This is a genomic window from Pseudomonas sp. G.S.17 (assembly GCF_038096165.1).
Taxonomy (GTDB): Bacteria; Pseudomonadota; Gammaproteobacteria; order Pseudomonadales; family Pseudomonadaceae; genus Aquipseudomonas.
In genome coordinates this window covers 297,940-321,458 of the sequence record NZ_CP151076.1, presented here as the reverse complement: position 1 = coordinate 321,458, position 23,519 = coordinate 297,940, and the positions used below count along the sequence as shown (strand labels likewise).

The following is a 23,519-nucleotide window of genomic DNA, read 5'->3' as shown; positions in this document are numbered from 1 at the left end:
TTGTGCGTAACTCACCCTGTGGGAGCGAGCTTGCTCGCGAAGGCTGATAGCAGACGGTGATTTACATCGTCTGACCTGGCCTCTTCGCGAGCAAGCTCGCTCCCACAATGGGTCGTAGTATTAGTAAGCGATCCGAATGTCCTGAAAGCTCAATTCACGATCCACCGAATCGGTCTCGCCTTCGTCGAACAGCAAGCGATGAATGCGCTGGGCGGTGTTCTGGAAACCCACGCCGCCAAGGCTTTTCAGGTCGTATTGATGGCTGTTGATTTCCGCCCGGACGCGACCGGGATGCGGCGACAGCAGCAAAATACGGTTGCCGACCACCAGCGCTTCTTCGATGGAGTGCGTCACGAACAGCAAGGTGAAACGCACTTCTTCCCACAGTTCCAGCAGTTCTTCCTGCATCTTGCGGCGGGTCAGCGCATCAAGCGCCGCGAAAGGTTCGTCCATCAGCAGGATTTTCGGTTGCATCGCCAGCGCACGGGCAATCGCCACGCGGGCTTTCATGCCGCCGGACAAAGTGTGTGGGTAGGCGTCGGCGAAGGCGCTCAGGCCGACTTTCGCCAGGTAATAATGCGCGCGTTCTTCGGCCTCCTTGCGCTTCAAGGTGCGCGAGGCCAGCAGCGGGAACATCACGTTCTGGATCACGGTTTTCCAGGGCGGCAGCTGGTCGAATTCCTGAAACACCACGATGCGGTCCGGGCCAGGCTCGCTGACTTCGGTTCCGGCCAGGCGAATTTGCCCCTCGCTGGGTTTGATAAAACCCGCGACGGCTTTAAGCAGTGTCGATTTCCCGCAACCCGAAGGGCCAAGCAGGACGAAGCGGTCAGCCGGATCAACCTCGAAGCTCACCTGATGAGTCGCCCGCACCACGCGTTCGGGGGTGCGGTATTCAAGGCTAACGTTCTGGACTTGCAACAGGGCTTCAGCGGCGGGCTGGTTGACCTGTGGCGCGATCGAGCTTTCGCTAGCCGTGTGGCTTTGCAGAACAGCATTCATGGAAAAGCTCCCGGAATCAGAACGGCGCATCGCCCTGAATGGTCGTGCGAAAGAGTTTGCGGCGCAGCTGCGGCGGGCAACCGGCAGCCAGGTGGATCAGCGAACGGTTGTCCCAGAACACCAGATCATGCGGCTGCCACTGATGGCGATAGACATGCTCGGGACGCACGCTGTGGGCGTAGATTTCGTTCAGCAGTGCCCGGCTTTCGTCTTCCGACAGGCCGACGATACGTGTGGTGAAACCTTCACTGACGAACAACGCCTTGCGGCCGTTTTCCGGGTGAGTCCGCACAATCGGATGGGTCACTTCGACCACCTGGGCCAATTGCTCCGGCGTCAGTTTCGGGCGCCAGCTGGCGGCGTTATCGCCTTCGCTGTAGCGCGCGGTGTAGTTATGCACCGCAGAGCGACCTTTGACAGCATCGCGCAAATGTTGCGGCAGCGTGTCCCAGGCCAGATGCATATCGGCGAACAAGGTATCGCCGCCTTCGCCTGGCAGTTCCTGAGCGTGCAGCATTGAACCCAGGCTCGGCAGTTCCTTGTAGGACAGGTCCGAATGCCAATATTTGCCGGCATCGCCCAGGCCAATCGGCTGGCCGTCTTCAACAATGTTGGAAACGATGAGAATTTCCGGGTGGTTGGCCAGCAGGAACTGTTTGAGCACATGGATTTGCAGGATGCCAAAACGGCGGCTGAAATCGATCTGTTGCTGCGGCGTAATCTGCTGATCGCGGAACACTACAACGTGGTAATCCAGATGCGCCTGGTGAACGCGCGCGAAGTCGGCGTCATTCAGCGGCCGGGATAAATCCAGCCCAACGATTTCCGCCCCCACGTTTGCAGCGAACGGACGCACCTCAAACTGTTGAGAATCGGCTTGGACGGGCGATGACGCGAGGGAGGATGCTGACATGAACTCCGACTCCAGAAGACTGGTGGTTAAGAGTCATGACTTTATAGATATAAGAATCTAAATTTAAATATCGTTATCGCATATGGATAGTTCGGATTGAGCTAGATAGTGCCGCGAACCATTGGCGCGAATCGACCGTAGGAGCGACTTTAGTCGCGAGAGCGTCAAATGCCCTCCCGGCTAAAGCCGGTCCTACACAAGCCTCGCTGCAACGAACCGGTCTATCCGCAAAACAAAACGCCGACACTGCTGCCAGTGCCGGCGTTGGGTATTACAGGTTTACAGCGTCAATCAGAACGCTGGCACAACCGCGCCATCGTACTTCTTGTTGATGAAGTCTTTGACTTGCTGGCTGGTCAGCGCCTTGGACAGTTTCTCGATCGCGTCGGTGTGCGCGTTATCGGTACGGGTCACCAGATAGTTGACGTACGGCGAGTCAGCGCCTTCGATGATCAATGCGTCTTTCTTCGGGCTCAACTTGGCTTCAAGAGCGTAGTTGGTGTTGATCATGTCCAGGTCGACCTGATCCAGAACACGCGGCAACACAGCGGATTCCAGTTCGCGAAACTTGAATTTTTTCGGGTTGGTGGCGATATCTTTTGGCGTTGCCAGAGCGTTGGTCGGATCTTTCAGGGTGATCAGACCGCCTTTCTGCAACAGCAACAGAGCGCGACCGGCATTGCTGCCTTCGTTAGGGATGGCGATGGTTGCGCCTTCCGGCAGGTCAGTCAGCGACTTGTACTTCTTGGAGTAGCCGCCAAACGGTTCAACGTGAACGCCAACGCCGGTAACCAGAGTCGCGCCCTTGCCTTTGTTGAAGCCATCCAGATAAGGCTTGGTCTGGAAGTAGTTGGCGTCCAGGCGTTTTTCGTTGAGTTGAACGTTAGGCTGTACGTAGTCAGTGAAAACCTTGATTTCCAGGTCCACGCCTTCTTTGGCCAGTTGAGGCTTGATCAGCTCAAGAATTTCAGCGTGAGGAACCGGTGTCGCGCCGACCACCAGTTTTTCGCCCGCGTGAGCCAGGCCAATCGAAAGCGCAGCCGCCAGAGCGGTCAACAAAAACGTCTTTTTCATGCAATGTCCTTAGGGAAAATCGAGGTCGTCGGAACAACAGCTCATCAATGAGTTGCCCCCGACGCGGATGGCATCGGGGGCGTGGAGCGGACATTACCGATATTTCTTATTCCAAGACAATAATTTTTTGCTGGGTACTTATGCGATTTAGTGCGTCAGGCCTTGGTTTCCGAGCCCGCACGGTGCGGGCATGGGGCAGCATCAATCCGGCTGACGTATCTCCTCCATCCGTGAGAGCGCGCTACTGGTAAAACTCATGGCATCGTCATTGGCTGCCGCGAGCAATCCCTGCTGTTCACGTTGACGAGCCTCTGCTTCTTGCGAGGGATCTGCCTGCGGCTCCTGACCTGAGTTCAAGTAGGGAATGACATAATCCGTCAACGTTTCAGCGCCAGTAAGCGAGTAGTCGGCGTAATTCAACAGCTGCTCAGCCTTCTGCAGACGCTCGGTTACGACGACGGTATTCCTGGCGCCGGCGCCGGTGATTTGCGCAAAACTCTTCCCTGCATTTTTCGCGGACCTGACCGCTCCTTGCCGTTGTAATGCACTGGCCGCTGTCTTCGCACCCAATTTGGCTCCGAGAGAGCTATTTGCCAGCTGTCGCGTACCGAATGCCGCAACCCCCAGGCCTAGACTGGCGTACCCCAGAATTGACCCAGCCTTGGACTGAGGAGCAACTTCCTGAGCCACGCTCGCCGCAATACCGATGGCATTACCCGCGATGTCGATGACCGCTGCGGCGGTTGATAGCGAAATACCTCCCGCCGCTGCAGGCCCCGTCGCAGGCGTTGAAACCCCAAGCGTCACCACCGTGACAGCGATGGAGACGACCGCAATCGCAATGCCAAGGATCGTCAGCCATGAGAAGTGCCCGGTTGGGTCGCTTCTGTTGATCGGATCGCCAATGCAATAGGCGTAGGGATTAATGCCGCCGGAGCCGAACGGGCTCAGACTGTCCGGGCTGTGAAACCGCATGAGGACGGGGTTGTAGGCGCGATAACCGGCTCCCAACAGATAACATCCTGTAACCGGATCAGCCTGTTCAGCATTAAACCCCAATAGACTTTTCAAACCAATGCCGCAAGCCTGATCTCCGTATGGGGTGTAAGCGAAATCCGTCCGTCCTTCAGGACCGAGAGACTGCAGGATACTCGCGCCTTGGTCGGTGCCCAGCAGCGTACTTTCGAAGGTGCCGCCCTGACGAGAAGCGTGCGCAATAACCCGACCCTGCTCACGCAAAAAACAGTCCTGCCGCTCGCCCTGGACCTGCGTGACTAACGCCCCATCGAGGAAGAAACGATTGAGGGGCGGCTCATCCGGCAGCGTCATGCCGATCAAGCGGTCCAGTGCGTCGTACTGATACGCGATCAATGTAGAAGCGATAGTCATGCTCGCGCCTCCTGGACAGCGGTGAGCCGGCCCAATGCATCGTAGGCGAGTTGCCGACCCTGATGATCATTGAGCTGATGCCCATCCGCGTCGTATTCGAAGGTCATATTCGCGCTGACATAGTCTGGATGGGAATGCTCAACCCGACTCAACTGGGTCTGGTCAGGGAGATCGTAGTAAAACGTGGACACGTTGCGCCCCCCCGTAAACTCCGTCGTCAATTCTCGAATGTTATCCAGCACATCAAAGGTGTAGGTCTGGCTCAGGATTGCATTGCCGCGCGAGTCCTGAGGCGGGTGAGATCCTGCGCAGCGATAGCCTGCCAACCTCCCGCGAGCGTCATATTCATATCGCTCATCACGGACGATCAGCCCGGCGCGAGTCAGCGTGCGCTGCTCGAGTCGGTCACCTGCATCGAAGCGCTGCTCCAGCAGTTCCGGTTCTGCATCGGCAGGCGTCAGAAGGCGTCGCGACTCATGACCGAAATCGTCGTACTCCAGCGACGTGATGAAAGAACGCTTTCGCTCAAGATCCGTGGCTTGAATCCGACTGACCTGACCCAGCTCGTTGTACTCGTAGGTCGCTTCGACAGCGCCTTGACGCAAGCGACTGACCCGGCCGATTGGGTCATAGTCGGTGAGCCGCTGCTGGCCGGCAATGTCGGTGTATTCCAGCGAGCGCCCCTGAAGGGATTGCCGGTGAGTGGTTTCGAAACGCTGGCCATCCTTGACCGTCAGCTCGCTATTGAGCTTGCCGGACGGTGAATGGCTGCGTTGCTGCAGGTTCGCCGGGCTTGCTGCGTGGATTAGCTGGGCAAAGGTGCCATCGTAGCGGTAAGTGGCCGATAAATCGCTGTTGCCACTGACGCTGCGCTCAAGGACCTGATGATTCAATGCAGGATCATATTCATAGGTCAGAACCGCGCCGCTGGCCTTTGTATGGGTCTTGGGATCAGGCAGCGCCTTGTGGAACGTGAAACGTTCGGTGCGGCCGCCTGTGGTTGCCTGGGTCACGCGCAGCAGACCGTCGAATTCGCGCGAACCTATCACGTAGCCATCCACTTCAATCGCAACGGCAAAATCCTGGGTGCTGTGGGCAACGTAGCGCTTTGAGACCACTGAGCCATCCGGCAGATAAGTGGCCAACAGCCGATTGGCAAAGTCGTAGGCAAAGCGGGTGACATAACCTCGCGGGTCAGTCTTGCTGACGCAACGGCCCAGTCCGTCAAAGGCGTAGCGCGTCAGACCGTTCGTTTGGCCATTGCGATCAATACGCTCAACGCTCTCATCCTTACCAAAGAGATTGGTGACCCTGACAACCTTGCCCGCGCCTTCTTTCCATTGACTTCGAACAAGGGAGATCGGATCAAACTGATCGTGGGTGCTCACACCGTCCGGGCCGATGCTGGTAACACGATTGCCCCAATCATCATGAAGGTGTCGGGTCGTCAGGCCCAGCGCCTGGCCTTCAAGCCAATCGATGCGCCGCTCTTCCTGCAATTGCCCGAGATTATCGTAGGTGGCTTCGTAAACAGTCCGCAGCGGCCTGTCGGGCTGATCGACGTCTTCAACCTGGACGCTGATTTCACGCTTCATCCCGTCCAGTTTCGTTCGGGTCTGGGCGCCGTTGATGCCAGTGGTGATCGCTTCAACGAGATCGCCCTGGGCATTGGCCAGCCGGTACTCGAAACGTTTTTGTACCTGCACCGCGGTCCCGGGGGCGACGGTTTCCAGAGCAATACGACCCAGCCGGTCATAGGCCGTTTCGATGCGCACATCGCTTGCGTCAGTGGTGGCGACTTCTTCGCCGGATAGCGCGTCGTGCTCGACGGATTTGCTGCTCTGCACCCCCAGGCAACTCATGGTCGTATGGGTTTTCAGAATCCCGTCGACAAGCTCATAGCGATAGTCATAAACGGTGTCGATCGCCTTCACCGCCTCAACCTTGCGCACGACGCGACCACGGAACAGGCTGTCGGCCGCCTGCTGATATTCCCATTTCACGGTCCGACAAACGACGCCTGCTTCCTGCGCGACAGGGCTTGAGTCGATGACCGAAGACTCCTGCTGCAACGCAATGAAACTTCCCCGTTCCGTGCTGGCAGATGTCAGTTCAACATATCGGTAGTGCCTGGAAATAACCGGTGCAGGCGCTCGATCCGCTGCGGGTATGACGACTTTGATCCGCAACCAGCGGACCATGCCCAGCGGATCAGCAGGGCAGCCATCGCCACCCTCTGCGGCGAAATACTCATAAAGCTCGGTGATCCCCGAAGGCAGCACCTTTTTTGTCAGATTGCCGTAATCATCGAACTCGGTGAGGTTGGTTTCCGTGCGCTCCAGACCAGGCGACGCTGTTTTACGGTATGCAGTGGATTCGCTCCTGGGGAGCTGGAAATTCGGGGGTTGCTGTTCGAACGTAAGCCCGGCTTTCTGATGATATTCGGTGGTCTTGCTGACGACGTGACCGTTTTGAATGGTCTGCTCCGAGACAAGCAAATGAAAGCGGTTGTAGGTTCTTGTTGTCCGCCGCACCACTTTCTCATCCGCACCCGAACCGGTTTTGAGCAACTCCTCACTTGAGTATTCATAGTCGCCAGCAGCCTGATAAAGGTTATCGCCCCGTGATTGCCATGGCGCGGTGGAGCCGTAGCCGAGGTAATTGCTCTGCGAATAAGTGTATTCACGGACGATCATCGGCTGGTCGGATCGAGGTATTACGGCATGCCGGATGACTGCAGGCAGCGAAGCCATCGGCGCAGAGGCTGGAAGCTTCTGGGCATCCTCGCGGTAAGTGATCCACTCGGCACCGCCAGTGGGCAGTTCCAACCTGGAAATCAGTACATGACCACCCTCGCGCAGATACTCGAAATTCCAGCTTGCCAGCCGTTCACTGCCTGCGAGTATGCTGATCGTGGTGAGATCACCGTTGCTCAACTGAAACTGAAAGCTCAATTGCTTGGCCTCACTGTCAGGCCACAGCGTGATGCGCGGGTACGAGTCCCCGCTCAGGTCTATCAGCAGCAGACGACGCTGTTCATCCCAGAGTTCTTTCAGGTAACGCTTTCCCGCGCGGATCCCATATTCCAGCCGCACGTGGCGCCCTTCTGCGGAATAAACGCGGGTCAACAGCCATGGATCATTGCCCGAATTCGGTCTGCCGAGCACTTCCAGCAAACCAGACTTATGTTCGATGTGAAGCTCATCGCCGACGCGGCGGGTCAGGATATCCTTGACCTTTTTATCGGTCACGATAAATGTCGTTTCAGAGACAAACACATCGTATGTTGCCCCGCTCGACAGCATAAGTTTGCCCACAGCAGCATCACAATGGGTCATCGACAGTGACCAGCCTGTGCCAAAGCCGACATCGGCGCCGCCAAGCCCGCTAAAGGAAAGTGCCAAGGGCAACGATGGCCCGGCCAATGCGTTGCCCAATATCCTGGAGATTGAGATACCGCAACTGTAAGTGCCTGTGCGCGGATCCACCCCCGAGTCAATGAAACTCAAAAAATTGAAAGCATTGGAGTTAATGCCTGATTGCGTAGACACATTCATTAATTTTACTTCCATGTAAAAGGCACCTGACGAATCAGGCGCCTTTATCTAACTTAAAAAAGCTCCAGGAGCTTACGACCTGTACCTTGAAACCTGATGCGGAAATTGTGATCATTTCCATAAATGTCTACTACCGAAAATGACATCACTTCATCGTTATTGGGCGCGCCGCCCGATAGCATGACAATATTTCTATGAATCAGGGCGACCACGATAGTTCCATCCTTGACGTAACTGCCGCCTATCTCCAATAGTGGATTATTAAGATTGTAATTGGAGTATTTCAGGTATCGGTCGCCAGGTGCCGTCAGGCTGGTGTAACTGCCCCGTGTTCTGGGCGCGATATCAAAGCGAAAAATATTTTCCTGCGACACCTTGAGCGAATACCGGGTGAACTGAACCTGCTCACCACCCTCATACAGTTCGAGAGGATAAAAGTCATGACCGTCGTGCGCAGCAGGACTGTCCGGATTACCCGGCACCACAATAGGGATAGGTTTGAATAAGTAGTCGCTGGGCTTATATTGACGAGCCGGAAGTGGAGTGACCGTCATAAAGCCTTTCTCCAAATCAGGGTTAATGGATCGAAAGACCTGACCGTCTTCTCGGGTTATTTGCAATGCGAATTTCAGCGGTCTGAGACTCGTCGTGCGCAGGTAAACTGTGCTAAGCGTCTGAAGCGTTGCTTTGCTGTTCGACGGTGACTGATCGGCAAAGGAGCTGGTGCCTGGCAAGAAGCTGTAGTCCTGGTTGTAATCATATGACCAACGCCAGGTATTGGAGGGAAGCGGCTCACGAGAGAATATCTCGCGTTCCACTACGCTGTTATCGTCGTATTGGATCAGCTGGAGACTGCTCGCCTCTGCGTCACTCAGCGGCACAGAAGTGCCATTGTCATCGACGACTTGGATTTTTACCAGCAACTCCACTTGCTGCCGGCCGTTTGCATACAGCTGAGTATTGCCAGTGGTCGATTCGACCGAAAAATGCCCAAGCCTGGACCATTTAACTGTGGATTCGTTAACCAGATTATTCATAAGTATATCCTTATACTTGACGTATCTATTTTAATATTTCGAGAATTGAACGCAAGAAAGCTTGCCGCTCAACCTACCCTTTTTGGGGCTTCCAAACGTTTCCAGATGGCCCTGCACAAATTTGTTGGTGCTGCCATCATGAGCGAGTTCGCTGATCGCAGTCATATTTAACTCCTCGCCACGGCCGCCGACGATAAGGTATTTGTAGACGGGCTCCGATGTTGAACAGGACGGGCTGTCGCCAAACGTGATAATGGTTCCCGGTTGCCCGGTAGTAATTTTGAAATAATAATAATCGTCATTCTTGCAGCCATAGGATTTACCCATGACAACACGGCCGTCTTTCATCGGTATCTTGCAGGTATTGGTGTCTGTCTCACCACCGTTACCATAAAGCGTCAGCGTACCGATATTTCCAGAATCCTGCGCCATTGCAGTGGAACCAAAACCGAGAGCCAGACATAACATGGCGCCTGAGGCGCCCCATGAGAAGTTCATACGTGTAATCCTTTACAAGAAACATTATGCAACTTTAGAAGCGATAAATCTTACCTGGCGAGCAATAACAAGTTCATTCGAAACGAACCCGTTATTGCTTCCGGACGAGAGACTGGACAAAAAAAACCCGTATGTCCAGTCACTGTAACTAACGGAAATAAACAACCCCAAAGAAGGGGCCTTATTGGATATGAAACTAGGACACTGCGCCAAATACTTTAAGATCCAGGCATTAGTTGCGTAGTCAGTTTGATGGGATGCAGTAGGAAATTTCGGAGAAGTGAGCACGCAAGGATGACCTTGGCGACGGAGCAAATGCCGCTCCCAGATGGGTGCGGCATCGGGCAACCCTAACGCGGTGACTTAACTGACAGTCGCTTTCCGCTTTCTGTCGACCGCTTCGAGCAGCCGCTGCACCGCAAAGAGTTGCTCAACCTTTGCATCAACAAGAAGCTTTCCTACAAGCCGCTCTATTTCCACCAGCGGATCGACGCTTTCCGGCAGGTTCAAATGCTCCGGCAGGATCTCGTCACCGCTGCTGACCAGCAAGGCAAAGTGGATGACGTTTTCCAGCTCGCGGGTGTTGCCCGGCCAGCTATGGGCTTCCAGCACGAGTTGCGCCGCGTCGCTGATCAGCGGCACGTCGAGGTTCAGCCGATTGCTATAGATGCCGAGAAAATATTCGGCCAGCGGCAGGATGTTGCCCGGCTGTTCGCGTAGCGAGGGCAATTCCAGATGCCCTTCACTCAGGTAGTGAAACAAGCGCTCGTGGAATTTGCCGGCAGCCACGGCCTTGGCCAGATCAATGCTGGTGGCCGCGACCAAGCGCACGTCCACCGGGCTGGGCTGCTGGGCGCCGACGCGAGTGACTTCGTGGTTCTCAAGGGCGGCGAGCAGTTTGGTCTGGATCGGCAGCGGCAAATCGCCGATTTCATCCAGGTAAAGCGTGCCGCCGTTGGCAGAGCCGAACCATCCGGCGCGGCTGCTGACTGAACCGCTGTGGGCGCCGGCGGCATAACCGAACAGCTCGGCATCGGCGTAGGTCGGGCTGATCGCGCCGCAATTGACCGACACGAACAGGCCAGTGCGATCACTGCCGCGATGGATGTGGCGCGCCAGCAATTCCTTGCCTGTGCCGGATTCGCCACGGATCAGTACTGGCAGCGAGCGCGGTGCCAGCTGTTCCATTTCCTCACGCAACTGCCGCGAGCGTGGGTCAACGAATACCAGCGCCTTGGCGCGAATGCTCAGCGGGCTCTTTTCGGCATCGGGAAAGGTCAATAACGGCTGACCGAAGGGTTCTTTGAGGCTCATGGCAAAACTCCCGCCCGAGCCTTGCGACGGCTCACGCGTTAAAAAATGAATATCCGGACCAAATGGCCCGGCTGGGGAGATTGACGACATAAGGAAAAGGAAAACGCGACGTTCATCGCGTCGGGTGAGTTCATGCGCGACGCAGAGCGTGATGTTCCATTCGGCTCTGCAAGCGATACAGATAGGCGAAACCTTGTTCCCAGCGACGATGACCAGATTTGACGTTGATGTGCCCTGCTTCACTGAGAATGCCGATATCCGCACCCCAGTCCCGAGCCATTTCCATGGCCCGTTGCGTGCTGACCGCCGCGTCATTGTCGGAGGTGACGATCTGCGTCGGGAACGGCAGCAAGTCCTTCGGAATCGGCGCGAAATTACGCAGCGCGGGCGAGCAGTTGGGCCGTTCGACATCCGCTGGCGCAACCAGCAACGCCCCGCGCACCTGACGCAAGGATTCCAACGGCGCCAGGCGCGCCCAATGGGCAACGGTCACGCACCCCAGGCTGTGCGCAATCAAAATCACCGGCGTGCTGTCGGCGGCAATACTGCGTTGCAATTCGCCAACCCAGTCCTCGCGACGCGGCTTGAGCCAATCGGCCTGTTCGACGCGCGTGCTGTTAGGCAGGCTGTATTGCCAGTGAGTTTGCCAATGATCAACGGGTGACCCTTGCCAGCCTGGCACGATCAGATAGCGAATCGACTCGTTGTGCATGGGGTCAGCCTCCTGCATGGGGTGCGGTCATGAGGCCAAGTATAAGGAAGGGACATATATTCGTTAAGGAATAAGAAGCTATTTATTAAGCACTTAATTGCATATGAGCAGATAAAAAAAGGGGTCGCTCCCTGCCTAAGGCGCGCCCCCTATGAAAATCGTGGTGTCCGTACCCGCGTGTTTCTGCGGGCACGGTTGAAGATAGACGCGTTGTGTTACAAAAAAACGACTTCAGCTCTGTGGGAGCGAGCTTGCTCGCGAAGTGGCTTGCGTTTGGCGAAATCCCCGATCTGAAACCGCCTTCGCGAGCAAGCTCGCTCCCACATTGATAATCACCGCGCCATCAAACGGTCGGTAACAGCGGCGCACTTCCTGGCTCGACAGCAACCGGATCAGGCTGCTTCGGCAATTCCCGGGCAACGTTCCACACCACAATCGCCGCCACCACATCGAAGATCGCCAACACCACGAACAGCGGGCTGTAGCCGATCTTGGTCACCAGCACGCCGAACACCAGGGTGAACGCCGCTGCGCCGAGATAGCCGAACATGCCGCCCATGCCGGTCGCGGTTGCCACTTCGTTTTTGCCGAATGAGTCGGAAGTGATCGAATACAGCGCGCCGGAAAGCGTCTGGTGCGCAAAGCCACCGACACACAGCAACGCGATGGCGGTGTACGGGCTGTCCACCAGACCGATGCATGCCGGGCCGATCATGCAGGACGCGCCGAACAGCAGCACCAGCTTGCGCGAAGTGAACAGCGAGACTTTGCAGTACTTGTGGAAGAACGGGCTCAAGTAGCCGCCCAATACGCAGCCGACATCAGCCGCCAGGAACGGCAGCCAGGCGAACATGGCGATTTCCTTGATATTCATGTGTCGCTCGGTCATCAGATACAGCGGAATCCAGGCGTTGAATGTCTGCCAGGCAGGCTCGGAGAGGATTCGTGCCGAAGCGATGGCGTAGAAATTGCGGCTGGTGATGATTTTCTTCCAGCTGCCTTTCTGCGTCGGCACATCCTTGAGGTGCGACTCCTGGCCGCTGAGGATGTAATCGCGCTCGGTATCGCTCAAGCGCTTTTGATCGCGGGGATGTTTGTAGAGCAGCAACCACAGGCCGCTCCACAAGACGCCCAGCGCGCCGACGATCAGAAACGCCAGCTCCCAGCCACTTTGCAGAATTGCCCAGACAACCAGCGGCGGTGCCAGCAGCGCACCCACGGACGAACCGATGTTGAACCAGCCGATGGCCACCGAGCGCTCTTTGGCCGGGAACCATTCCGTGGTGGCTTTAACGCCAGCCGGCAAGCCTGCGGCTTCAGTAAGACCGAGCATCCCGCGAAAGATCGCCAGGCTCTGCCAACCCGTGGCAAAAGCTGCTGCCGCACACGCCGCCGACCAGGCCACGGCGAAAATCGCGAAACCCATCTTGGTGCCGATGGCATCAATGATGTAGCCCGCCACCGGTTGCATCAGCGCATAGCAAACCTGCCACGCCACGACGATATGCGAGTACTGCTCGGTGCTGATGCTCAACTCGCTCATCAGCGTTGGCGCGGCCACGGACAGCGTGTTGCGCGCGAGGTAATTGACGATCAGGCCGGCCGTGACCAACCCGACCATCCACCAGCGTATTCCTTTGATTTTCATCTCTTCACCCTGTTGTTTTTGGAGTGGTGGCGAGCGTCCCCCGGTGATTACCGGGCGGCGGTTGTGTTCAGTTGTTAGTGACCGATTGCAGCGCGCAAGGCGACAGCGCCGAATGGGCGATGAAAGAGTCGCTGCAGGGAAAATCCCACCCGAGGGTGCAGAAAGAGACGTTCATGACGTTGTTACCGTTTGTATTATTTTTTTGGTGGACGAAAGTCGATTTCGCCTAGTCGTCGTACGACTGAGCCGATTTAAAGACACATCCTGTAACAATGTCAACTGGAGAAAACGGGGATACGACTATTGGCTATAGGGGGTTTGGGGTTTTGCGTAGGGGAAGGAATGAGTGGCGATGTTATACGACGACTAATGACTGACTGGTCATGAATGTGGGAGCGAGGCTTGCCCGGGAAGAACGATAACGCGGATCGTCTCGCCCACCGCGGTGCCTGATTCGCGGACAAGCGTCGCTCCAACGGGCCTGCGCTAGCGCAAATCAAACGCTTCCAGCACTGCCAGCTGATAACCCACGTCACCCACGGTATGGATCAGCTTGGGCAGGTAGCGCTCGTCGATTTTCGAACGCAGGCGGTGGACGGCGACGTCGATGGGCCGGGTGTCGCCAGCGAATATCTGGGCGGCGATAAGAGTGCGGGACAGGACATCGCCTTGGCGACTGGCGAGCAATTGCAGCAAGGCGAATTCGTTTTCACTCAGGGAAATCCGCTGCCCGCCCCGGCTGACGCGCTGCCGGGTGATGTCGATTTCAAGGTCGGCAATGCTGTAGCTCGCGGCATCCCCGGTCGGCCCGCGACGCAACAAGGTGCGCACGCGAACCAGCAACTCATCAAAGGTGAACGGCTTGAGCAGATAGTCGTCGGCGCCCAGCTCCAGCCCGCGCAGGCGATCTTCGATGGCGTCGGCCGCAGTCAGGAACAACACCGGCGTGGTGCCGCGCTGACGTATCAGTTTCAGCAGTTGCCAGCCATTGAGGCCCGGCAGCATCACGTCGAGGATGATCAGGTCGTAGGTTTGCTCTTCGACAAAGTGACGGCCGTCCAGGCCATTGAGCGCCACATCCAGGGTAAAACCCGACTTGGAGAAGCCTTCAGCCAGGTTGTTTGCCGTCTTGGCATCGTATTCCACTAACAGCAGCCGCATGACTCACCTCGTTGGTCTGTACCGTCAGCATAACGATTTGGCACGCATGAAGTTGGCCGCCTTGCGTAATTTCACCACATCGAAGATTTCCACCCGGTCCGTATCGAGCCGCAGAATCTTGCGCGTGTGCAGTTCTTGAAGCACTTCAAGCAGCGCCGGACGTGACAAAGCCGCCGTGCGCATCGACTGAATATCATCCAGCGCGATCAGGCGCCGGGCATGGCTCATCGGGCCATAACCTTCGGACAAGAGCAGTAGCCTCCAGGCGACCCGCGCCTTGGCGGGCAGCAGCTTGATGCGTTCGGAATGCAGCAGCGTCAGACCCAGTTTCTGACTGAGCAACTCGGCGAAAAAACGCCAGTACGCCGGAGTTTTTTCCAGAATCCCGATAAGCATCGCATGGGGAATATGCAGGAAGATGCTGTTGCCCAGGGAATACACGTCATGGCCGCGCGGCAAGCCGTCAAACAATGACACCTCGCCAAACCAGTAAGGCATGCGAACCTCTTCCAGACGCGGGGCCAGGCGCTGATCGACAACACTGCCCACACGAAACCCTCCTTCAAGCAGTACGTAAAGACCACAAGGCGCGTCGTCTTTTTCGAAGAGCAATTTTCCCGGGGTTCGGCGACGCTGTCGTGAGGCGTCCAACAGGCTATCCTGCAAATCGGCGGGAAGATTGGCGAACCAATAATCGGTCATCAATCGCGACCGCCATGCAGCTCCGTTTGACATGTTTTCGCTTGCTCCCTGTGACGGCAAATAGTTTTTATGGCCGAAACCGTAGCAAACTCCGAGCGTCAGCCAAAGAGGAAAAATAATGAAAAACCTCGTCGATCACCTCAGCCAATACGCGTCCTACCATCGCGATTCCCGAAATATTGTCAGCCATTTCATCGGTATTCCGCTGATTGTTCTGGCAGTCGCGGTCCTGTTGTCGCGGCCCGGCTGGATGTTAGGCGGTTTTTGGCTGTCGCCGGCAGCGCTGGTGAGTCTGGCGTCGGTGATTTTCTATGTGCGTCTGGATGGTCCGCTCGGCGTGTTGATGGCGGCCTTGCTGGGACTATGCGTTTGGCTAGGCGCGCATCTGGCGCAGCAGTCGACCTTGATCTGGCTGAGCGCGGGCGTCGGGATGTTTGTGGTGGGCTGGATCATCCAGTTCATCGGCCATTATTACGAAGGCCGCAAACCGGCGTTCATCGATGACGTAACCGGCTTGATCATCGGCCCGCTGTTTGTCGTGGCCGAGCTGGCGTTTCTGCTGGGGCTGCGCAAGCCGTTGCAGCATGCGATTGAGAAAAGGGTTGGGGGGGTGCACAAGCGTAGTTTGAAGCCAATTATTTAAAACGTTGAACACGGAACCCGTGGGAGCGAGGCTTGCTCGCGAAGGCGATTTCCAGCCCCAGAAGATGGGCCGGATGTATCTGCCTCTTCGCGAGCAAGCTCGCTCCCACAGTTCCCCGCCAATCCTTCACACCACTCAGATATTCGCCACTTTCTGCCAGACCTTCGGCTTGAAGAACAGCGTTTCGCCCCGCGTCAGGCCGACCAGGCTGTCGTGATCCTTGACCACTTCGGCTTCGATCAGCTCGTTCTGGCCTTCCACTTTCAGGGTGACCCGAGTCGTGGCGCCCAGCGGGCGGATGTCGCGCACCAGTGCGGCGTGGTGGTCTTCCAGTTCATGCCGTGACAACGACACTTCGTGCGGCCGGAACAACACCTGATCTTCACCCAGATGCAGGCGATTGGAGTCGCCCAGGAAGTGATAGACGAAATCGCTGGCCGGGTTCTCGTAGACTTCGCCCGGCGAGCCGATCTGCTCGATCACGCCTTTGTTCATCACCACGATGCGATCCGCCACTTCCATGGCTTCTTCCTGGTCGTGCGTCACGAAAACCGACGTCAGGTTGATGTCCTCGTGCAGGCGCGCCAGCCAGCGGCGCAGCTCTTTACGCACCTTGGCGTCCAGTGCGCCGAACGGCTCGTCGAGCAGCAACACTTTGGGCTCCACCGCCAGGGCGCGCGCCAGGGCAATCCGCTGACGCTGACCGCCGGACAACTGCTCCGGATAGCGATCCGCCAGCCAGTCCAGTTGCACCATGTTCAGCAACTCATGAACCTTGACCGCGATCTGGGTTTCGTTAGGGCGCTGATTCTTGGGTTTCATGCGCAGGCCGAACGCGACGTTGTCGAACACCGTCATGTGCCGGAACAGCGCGTAATGCTGGAACACAAACCCGACGTTACGATCACGCACGTCATGGCCGGAAACGTCTTCGCCGTGGAAGACAATGCTGCCCTGATCCGGGGTTTCCAGACCGGCAATGATGCGCAACAAGGTGGTCTTGCCGCAGCCGGACGGGCCGAGCAACGCCACCAGCTCGCCACTCTGGATGTCCAGATTGATGCTGCTCAGGGCCTTGAAGGCATTGAAATTCTTGCTGACATTACGGACTTCGATCGACATGAATTATTCCTCCGCCGCACTTTGGCGCAGACGGTTAATGCGCGCTTCACTCCACTGCTTGAGCAGCAGGATGAACAGCGCCAGGATCAGCAACAGGCTCGCCACCGCAAAGGCTGCGACGTGGTTGTATTCGTTGTAGAGGATTTCGACGTGCAGCGGCAGGGTATTGGTGACGCCGCGAATGTGCCCGGAAACCACCGACACCGCGCCAAACTCACCCATGGCCCGTGCAGTACAGAGCACCACGCCGTAGATCAGGCCCCATTTGATGTTCGGCACCGTGACGTGCCAGAACATCTGCCAGCCGTTGGCGCCGAGCAAACGCGCGGCCTCCTCTTCTTGCGTGCCCTGCTCCTGCATCAGCGGGATCAGTTCACGGGCCACGAAAGGCACCGTGACGAAGATGGTCGCCAAAACGATGCCCGGCAGCGCGAACACGATCTGGATGTCGTGATCCTGCAACCACGGCCCGAACAGGCCCTGAGCGCCAAACATCAATACATAGACCAGACCGGCGATGACCGGCGAGACCGAGAACGGCAGATCGATCAGCGTCACCAGCATGCTTTTGCCACGGAACGAGTATTTGCTCACGCACCAGGCCGCGCTGACACCGAACACCACGTTGAGCGGCACCGAAATCAATACAGCGATGACCGTCAGCTTCAGGGCCGACAAGGCATCCGGCTCGAGAATCGCAGTGAAGAACGCGCCCAGACCGTTTTTCAACCCCTGGGAAACCACGATGAACAGCGGCAAACCCAGGAACAGAATGAACACCAGCCAGCACAGGCCAATCAGGATACGACGCGACAGCGCGCTGCCACGACGGGCGGCATTGGCGGAGGCGGCGGCTGAAACAGATGAATAGGACATGCTCTGCGCCTCCTCAGGATGGGGTTTCAATGCGCCGCTGCAGCAAGTTGATCAGCAGCAGCAGAATGAAGGAAACCACCAGCATCATCACGCCGATAGCCGTCGCTCCGGTGTAATCGTACTGGTCGAGCTTGACCATGATCAGCAGCGGCAGGATCTCGGTTTTCATCGGCATGTTGCCGGCGATGAAGATCACCGAGCCGTACTCGCCGACGCCACGGGCAAACGCCAGGGCGAAACCGGTCAGCCAGGCGGGCAGCAACGCGGGAACGAGGATGTAGCGAAACACCTGCAACGGACGCGCACCCAGGCAAGCGGCGGCTTCTTCGACTTCCCGGGGGATGTCAGCCAGAACCGGTTGCACGGTGCGTACCACGAACGGCAGCGTGACGAAGGTCAGCGCGAGGGTAATACCCAGCGGCGTGTAGGCAATCTTGAATCCCAGGTCCGCGGCGAATTGCCCGACGAGCCCGGTCGGCGTGTACAACGCCGTCAAGGCGATACCGGCTACGGCGGTGGGCAAGGCGAATGGCAAATCAATCATCGCGTCGATGATCTTGCGGCCGGGGAAGGTGTAACGCACCAACACCCAGGCCAGCAATACGCCGATCAGACCATTGATAACCGCCGCATAAAACGCCGTGCCGAAGCTCAGTTTGAGAGCAGCGAGCACGCGCGGCGCGGTGATGATTGCCCAGAATTGATCCCAGGTCAGCTGCGCGGCATGGATGAACATGGCGGCCAGCGGGATTAACACAATCAGACTGAGGTACACCAAGGTGTAACCCAGCGTCAGCCCGAAGCCGGGTATGACGGGGGAGGTACGTCGCGACATAAAAGTCCTTGGTTGACACACGGAACCCGCAAACGAATGCGGGTTCATGGTTCAGCTAAAAAACGCTCGCTGACATAACGCGATCTACCGTAGGAGCGGCTTTAGCCGCGAGAGCGTCCTCCCGGCTAAAGCCAGTCCTACAGGTGTCTGAGCTACATCACTGCGCCTGGTAGATCTGGTCGAACACACCGCCATCATTGAAAAACATGGGCTGAGCAGTTTTCCAGCCGCCGAAGTCTTTGTCGATAGTCAGCAGGTTCAGTTTCGGGAACTGCTTTTCATATTTGGCAGCGACTTCAGCGTTACGCGGACGGTAGAAGTTCTTCGCGGCGATTTCCTGGCCTTCCTTGCTGTACAGGTGTTTCAGGTATTCAGTTGCGATTTCGGTATTGCCTTTCTTTTCGGCGTTCTTGTCGACAACAGCGACTGGCGGCTCAGCCAGAATCGACAGCGAAGGTACGACGATGTCGAACTTGTCCGCGCCGCCGTCTTCTTTCAGCGCCAGGAACGCTTCGTTTTCCCACGCCAGCAGCACATCGCCCTGACCGTTGTTGACGAAAGTGATGGTCGAACCGCGAGCGCCGGTGTCCAGCACAGGAACGTGTTTAAACAGTTTTTTCACGTATTCCTGAGCCTCGGCTTCGCTGCCGCCGGTCTTCAGGCCATAGCCGTAGGCCGCAAGGAAGTTCCAGCGCGCACCGCCGGAGGTTTTCGGGTTTGGCGTGATGACCGACACGTCTTTCTTGATCAGGTCATTCCAGTCCTTGATGCCTTTGGGATTGCCCTTGCGCACCAGGAAAACGATGGTCGACGTGTAAGGCGTGCTCGCATCCGGCAGGCGGGTCTGCCAGTTTTCCGGCAAGCCTTTGCCCAGTTTGGCGACTTCATCGATGTCACCGGCCAGAGCCAGGGTCACTACGTCAGCGCGCAGGCCGTCGATCACCGAACGAGCTTGCTTGCCCGAACCACCATGGGATTGCTTGATGTCGACCTTGTCGTCCGGATGAGTCTTTTTCCAGAAGCTGATGAACTCGGCGTTGTAGTCCTGATACAGCTCACGCGTCGGATCGTACGACACGTTGAGCAGCTCGTAATCCTTGGCAACAGCGGAACCGGCAAACACGGCACTGGCGAGTGCGGCCAGCGCATAACGGCGAATGGACATGGATCAAGCTCCTGGAAATTCTGGTTGTGTTGGTTTTTCTAGTTTTTGATGATCGTGTCTTGGTAGGACCGGCTTCAGCCGGGAGCAAGCATCCATCCGACCTTCCTCCCGGCTGAAGCCGGTCCTACAGCAATCCCTTATCTCAGCTCGGTTTGGTACCCGGATTCTGCAACCGGAATTTCTCTTTACGCTCGATCTGCACCACTTGTGCATTGTGAACAGTGATTTCAACCGCTCCGAAACGCAGGTCGCGCAGCGCACTCTGAATCTCGCGCAGAATCGCCGCTTCGTCCTGACCGTCAACGCTACGCAGAGATGCGCTCATGATCGTGCCCCTTGAATTGAGAAGCCTGCAGTACCGGTTCTGGGTCCGGACTGCTTGTGGCATGGAGGCAATATTAGAGACGCACAGTTATTCTTAAAAAGACTATTTAAGAATCTATATATAACCAAAATGAATTTAGATTAAAGACCGCAACGTTAGCCGACTAGATGATGGGCTCGCGAAAGCCCGGAGCGCGCAGCCAATCGATCTGCTCGGCAGGCATCGGGCGCGCAAACCAGTAGCCCTGGCCCAGCTGACAACCGTTGTCGAGCAGGAAACTGGCTTGCTCGGCATGCTCGATGCCTTCGGCCAACACCCGCATGCCCATGCTTTGCGCCAGGGCGATGATCACCCGGACAATGGCGATGTCGTCTTCATCGCTGGGCAGCCCGGCAACGAAGCCCTGATCGATTTTCAGCTTTTGCACGGGCATCCGCTTGAGTCGCAGCAGCGATGAATAACCGGTGCCGAAATCATCGATGGACAGGCTCAGGCCCAGGCCGCGCAGCCGATGCATCTGCTCAATGGCTTGCTCCGGATCTTCCATGACCGCGCTTTCGGTCACTTCCAACTCCAGATAGACCGGGTCCAGACCGGTTTCAGCCAGCACCTTCGCCACCTGGCGTTCCAGGTCGCCGCGACTGAACAACCGACTGGAGACGTTGACCGCCACAAAGGAAATCGCAACGCCCGCCGCCAGCCAGCGGGTCATCTGATAGCAGGAGGTCTTCAGCACCCAGGCATCAATGTCGGCGATCAAACCGCTTTGCTCGGCGATCGGGATGAATTCTCCCGGCGGCACCAGGCCGCGATTCGGATGTTGCCAGCGCACCAACGCCTCGACGCCGATAATGCAGCTGTCCTGCAGATCATGGATCGGCTGATAGAAGACGCGCAGCTCGTCATTCTCGATGGCGCGGCGCAGCTCGCTGGCCAGTTGCACCCGCTGCTGAGCGTGGGCGGTCAGCTCTTCTGTGTACAACGCATAACCTTCACGGCCGTCGCTCTTGGCCTTGAACAGTGCGGAATCAGCGTTACGCAGCAATTGCTCCGCGCTCAAGGCATCGCTGGGGAACAGGCTGATGCCAATACTCGCGCTGATGAATAATTGCTGCTCATTGACGATGAACGGTGCCTTGAAGCCATCGATGATCTGCTGCGCATAGTTGGCCGCCTGGACCACTTGCTGACAGTTTTCGATCAACAAGCCGAATTCATCACCGCCCAGACGCGCCAGGGTCAGGGTTTTATCGAAGAAACCTTCGAGACGCTCGCCCACGGCCTTGAGGATTTCGTCACCGACGTTATGGCCCAGGCTGTCGTTGATGTGCTTGAAATGATCGAGATCGATCAACAGCAGTGCGCAGCCGCGTTTGCTGGAACGAGCGGATGCCAGCGCCTGGCCGGTGCGGTCGATGAACAGCAGGCGGTTCGGCAAGCCCGTCAATGCATCGTAATGCGCCAAGTGCAGCAGCTCATGTTCCGAGCGCTTGATAGCGGTTATGTCGGAAAAAACTGCAACAAAATGTTTTATCTCGCCATTGTCGCCCTTGATGCTGCGGATGCTCTGCCATTGCGGGTATATCTCGCCGCTTTTGCGGCGGTTCCAGATCTCGCCGCTCCACTGACCGGCACTGAGAATCGAGCGGTACATCTGCCGGTAGAACTCCGGGCCATGCCGACCCGATTTGAACTTGCTCGGATTCATGCCCAGCACTTCGTCCTGCTGGTAGCCGGTAATCTGCATGAAGGCGCGATTGACATGGACGATGAGCCCCTCGCTATTGGTGACCACGACGCCTTCGTTGGTGCTGTCGAATACCGCCGCCGCCAGGCGCAAGCGGTCATGATCTTCACTCTGACGGTGCACCCTGTCGTCATTGCGCATGAATTTCAGCAGTCGGCCACGCGCCACAAAAACCAGAACGGCACTGAGCAACACCCACGCATAAGCGCTTATCTGCTGCGCTAACGCCAATTGCGCTGGATTCTCGATGATATCGGGCAGCACGTAGTCGCAGAATGCCAGCCACAGGACGGACACCAGTCCATACAACAGGGCCGTACACAGGGCGTTTCGGGAAGATTCAGTCATAAGAAAACGAAAAGCCTTACGAAAGGATGGGATTATAGGGTAAGAAACATCTGGCGACTCTTATCTGAAAGGTCGACTGGTTTTATCTGACGGCTAAGTGATAATGCGCACTGTTACTTTTTTCTTCACGCGCGTCACTTCGAGGGCAACACAGCCTATGTGGTACAACGGTCTGCTCGATCTTTCCGTCTGGCAGTTGGTGGCAGTCACTCTGGCGATAACCCATGTGACTATCGTCGGCGTCACGGTTTATCTGCATCGCTACTCGGCGCACCGCTCGCTGGAGCTGAATGCAGGTCTCAAACATTTCTTTCGTTTCTGGCTGTGGCTGACCACGGCGCAGAACACCCGCGAATGGACCGCTATCCATCGCAAGCATCACGCCAAATGCGAAACCGTCGATGACCCGCACAGCCCGGTCATCAAAGGCTTGTCTACCGTGCTGCGCAAAGGTGCCGAGCTGTATCGCGCCGAAGCGGAAAACCCGGACACCTTGCGCATCTACGGGAAAAACTGCCCGGAAGACTGGATCGAACGAAATCTCTATACCCGCTTCCCGCTGTTGGGCATCGCGATCATGGCCGTTATCGACCTGTTGCTGTTCGGCGCGCTGGGCATCACCGTCTGGGCGATCCAGATGATGTGGATTCCGTTCTGGGCCGCTGGTGTGGTCAACGGCCTTGGCCACGCGGTGGGTTATCGCAATTTCGAATGCCGTGATGCGGCGACCAATCTGGTGCCGTGGGGCATCATCATTGGCGGCGAAGAACTGCACAACAACCATCACACCTATCCCAACTCGGCCAAGCTCTCGGTCAAGAAGTGGGAATTCGACATGGGCTGGGCGTGGATCAAAGTGTTCAGCGCCCTGCGTCTGGCCAAAGTACAGCGCGTTGCGCCCATCGCCCATCGGGTCGAAGGCAAAGGCAATCTGGACATGGACACCGCGATGGCGATTCTCAACAACCGCTTCCAGATCATGGCCCAGTACCGCAAGCTGGTTATCGGCCCGCTGGTTACGCAGGAACTGGCCAAGGCTGACGCGTCGGTACGCCATCAATTCCATCGTGCCAAAGCGCTGTTGTCTCGGGAAACCAGCCTGCTGGAAGACAAGCATCACCTGCATATCCAGTCCATGCTGGAGCACAGCCAGGCGCTGAAAGTAATTTACGAAAAACGCCTGGCCCTGCAGCAGATCTGGCTCAAGACCAGCAGCAATGGGCATGACATGCTCGCGGCGATCAAGGATTGGATCCACGAAGCCGAAGCCAGCGGCATTGCTTCGCTGCACGACTTCGCAGATCAGCTCAAAACCTACTCGCTACGTCCTGCCCACGCCTGACACCGTTGATCGGCGCGCCCTTCTCCGGCGCGCCTTTGCGGAACTTCACCCCTGAAAATCACTCTGAACATCAGCCCATAACCTTCGTGGGAAATGTTGTGGCTGTGCG

General features: G+C 57.0%; 20 protein-coding genes. 2 read left to right on the top strand and 18 right to left on the bottom strand.

The window, feature by feature from the left end:
- Positions 1–120 precede the first annotated feature (120 nt).
- The 12 genes from AABC73_RS01430 to AABC73_RS01375 form a co-directional block, all read right to left on the bottom strand.
- Positions 121–1,002, bottom strand: a complete 882-nt coding sequence (locus AABC73_RS01430; protein WP_331151662.1) for an ABC transporter ATP-binding protein — start codon at positions 1,000–1,002, stop codon at positions 121–123.
- Positions 1,003–1,018: 16 nt separating this feature from the next.
- Positions 1,019–1,915, bottom strand: coding sequence for a TauD/TfdA family dioxygenase (locus tag AABC73_RS01425; RefSeq protein WP_341522145.1), 897 nt, complete (start codon positions 1,913–1,915; stop codon positions 1,019–1,021).
- Between the two features lie 291 nt (positions 1,916–2,206).
- Positions 2,207–2,989: a MetQ/NlpA family ABC transporter substrate-binding protein gene (locus tag AABC73_RS01420; protein WP_341522144.1), complete on the bottom strand. Its 783-nt coding sequence runs from the start codon at positions 2,987–2,989 to the stop codon at positions 2,207–2,209.
- Positions 2,990–3,190: 201 nt separating this feature from the next.
- A complete protein-coding gene (locus AABC73_RS01415; RefSeq protein WP_341522143.1) occupies positions 3,191–4,378 on the bottom strand; it encodes an RHS repeat-associated core domain-containing protein in 1,188 nt (395 codons plus the stop codon).
- Positions 4,375–7,629, bottom strand: a complete 3,255-nt coding sequence (locus AABC73_RS01410; protein WP_341522142.1) for a hypothetical protein — start codon at positions 7,627–7,629, stop codon at positions 4,375–4,377. Before AABC73_RS01410 ends, AABC73_RS01415 begins: the two co-directional genes overlap by 4 nt.
- Before the next feature lie 359 nt (positions 7,630–7,988).
- On the bottom strand, positions 7,989–8,972 hold the full coding sequence (locus AABC73_RS01405) for a hypothetical protein (protein ID WP_341522141.1): 984 nt from the start codon (positions 8,970–8,972) through the stop codon (positions 7,989–7,991).
- 30 nt (positions 8,973–9,002) lie between these two features.
- Entirely contained in the window at positions 9,003–9,470 is a 468-nt protein-coding gene (locus tag AABC73_RS01400) for a hypothetical protein (protein ID WP_341522140.1), read from the bottom strand.
- Positions 9,471–9,833: 363 nt separating this feature from the next.
- Complete coding sequence (locus tag AABC73_RS01395) at positions 9,834–10,784, bottom strand: sigma 54-interacting transcriptional regulator (protein WP_341522139.1); 951 nt, start codon at positions 10,782–10,784, stop codon at positions 9,834–9,836.
- A gap of 130 nt (positions 10,785–10,914) precedes the next feature.
- Complete coding sequence (locus AABC73_RS01390; protein WP_341522138.1) at positions 10,915–11,496, bottom strand: alpha/beta hydrolase; 582 nt, start codon at positions 11,494–11,496, stop codon at positions 10,915–10,917.
- Between the two features lie 343 nt (positions 11,497–11,839).
- Complete coding sequence (locus AABC73_RS01385) at positions 11,840–13,117, bottom strand: MFS transporter (protein ID WP_341524155.1); 1,278 nt, start codon at positions 13,115–13,117, stop codon at positions 11,840–11,842.
- 513 nt (positions 13,118–13,630) lie between these two features.
- Positions 13,631–14,305, bottom strand: coding sequence for a response regulator (locus tag AABC73_RS01380; protein WP_341522137.1), 675 nt, complete (start codon positions 14,303–14,305; stop codon positions 13,631–13,633).
- Positions 14,306–14,329: 24 nt separating this feature from the next.
- On the bottom strand, positions 14,330–15,040 hold the full coding sequence (locus AABC73_RS01375) for a Crp/Fnr family transcriptional regulator (RefSeq protein WP_341522136.1): 711 nt from the start codon (positions 15,038–15,040) through the stop codon (positions 14,330–14,332).
- An 85-nt stretch (positions 15,041–15,125) separates the two neighbouring features.
- On the opposite strand from AABC73_RS01375, the gene AABC73_RS01370 reads away from it, so the two are divergent.
- Complete coding sequence (locus tag AABC73_RS01370) at positions 15,126–15,650, top strand: Mpo1-like protein (RefSeq protein WP_341522135.1); 525 nt, start codon at positions 15,126–15,128, stop codon at positions 15,648–15,650.
- Between the two features lie 135 nt (positions 15,651–15,785).
- Here the strand turns inward: AABC73_RS01370 and AABC73_RS01365 are convergent, their stop codons facing one another.
- The 6 genes from AABC73_RS01365 to dibA form a co-directional block, all read right to left on the bottom strand.
- Complete coding sequence (locus AABC73_RS01365; RefSeq protein WP_341522134.1) at positions 15,786–16,772, bottom strand: sulfate ABC transporter ATP-binding protein; 987 nt, start codon at positions 16,770–16,772, stop codon at positions 15,786–15,788.
- Between the two features lie 3 nt (positions 16,773–16,775).
- Positions 16,776–17,648, bottom strand: a complete 873-nt coding sequence (cysW, locus tag AABC73_RS01360; protein ID WP_341522133.1) for a sulfate ABC transporter permease subunit CysW — start codon at positions 17,646–17,648, stop codon at positions 16,776–16,778.
- A 13-nt stretch (positions 17,649–17,661) separates the two neighbouring features.
- The gene (gene cysT, locus AABC73_RS01355; protein ID WP_065835220.1) at positions 17,662–18,483 is read right to left on the bottom strand and encodes a sulfate ABC transporter permease subunit CysT; all 822 of its coding nucleotides are present in this window, start codon (positions 18,481–18,483) and stop codon (positions 17,662–17,664) included.
- Positions 18,484–18,640: 157 nt separating this feature from the next.
- A complete protein-coding gene (locus AABC73_RS01350) occupies positions 18,641–19,648 on the bottom strand; it encodes a sulfate ABC transporter substrate-binding protein (RefSeq protein WP_341522132.1) in 1,008 nt (335 codons plus the stop codon).
- A gap of 142 nt (positions 19,649–19,790) precedes the next feature.
- On the bottom strand, positions 19,791–19,973 hold the full coding sequence (oscA, locus tag AABC73_RS01345; RefSeq protein WP_020293745.1) for a sulfur starvation response protein OscA: 183 nt from the start codon (positions 19,971–19,973) through the stop codon (positions 19,791–19,793).
- 163 nt (positions 19,974–20,136) lie between these two features.
- Positions 20,137–22,068 (bottom strand): phosphodiesterase DibA, encoded by a 1,932-nt coding sequence (gene dibA, locus AABC73_RS01340; protein WP_341522131.1) that lies wholly within the window; start codon positions 22,066–22,068, stop codon positions 20,137–20,139.
- Between the two features lie 157 nt (positions 22,069–22,225).
- On the opposite strand from dibA, the gene desA reads away from it, so the two are divergent.
- Positions 22,226–23,410 carry a delta-9 fatty acid desaturase DesA gene (gene desA / locus AABC73_RS01335; protein ID WP_341522130.1) on the top strand — a complete coding sequence of 395 codons (1,185 nt, stop codon included), beginning with the start codon at positions 22,226–22,228 and terminating at the stop codon, positions 23,408–23,410.
- Positions 23,411–23,519 lie beyond the last annotated feature (109 nt).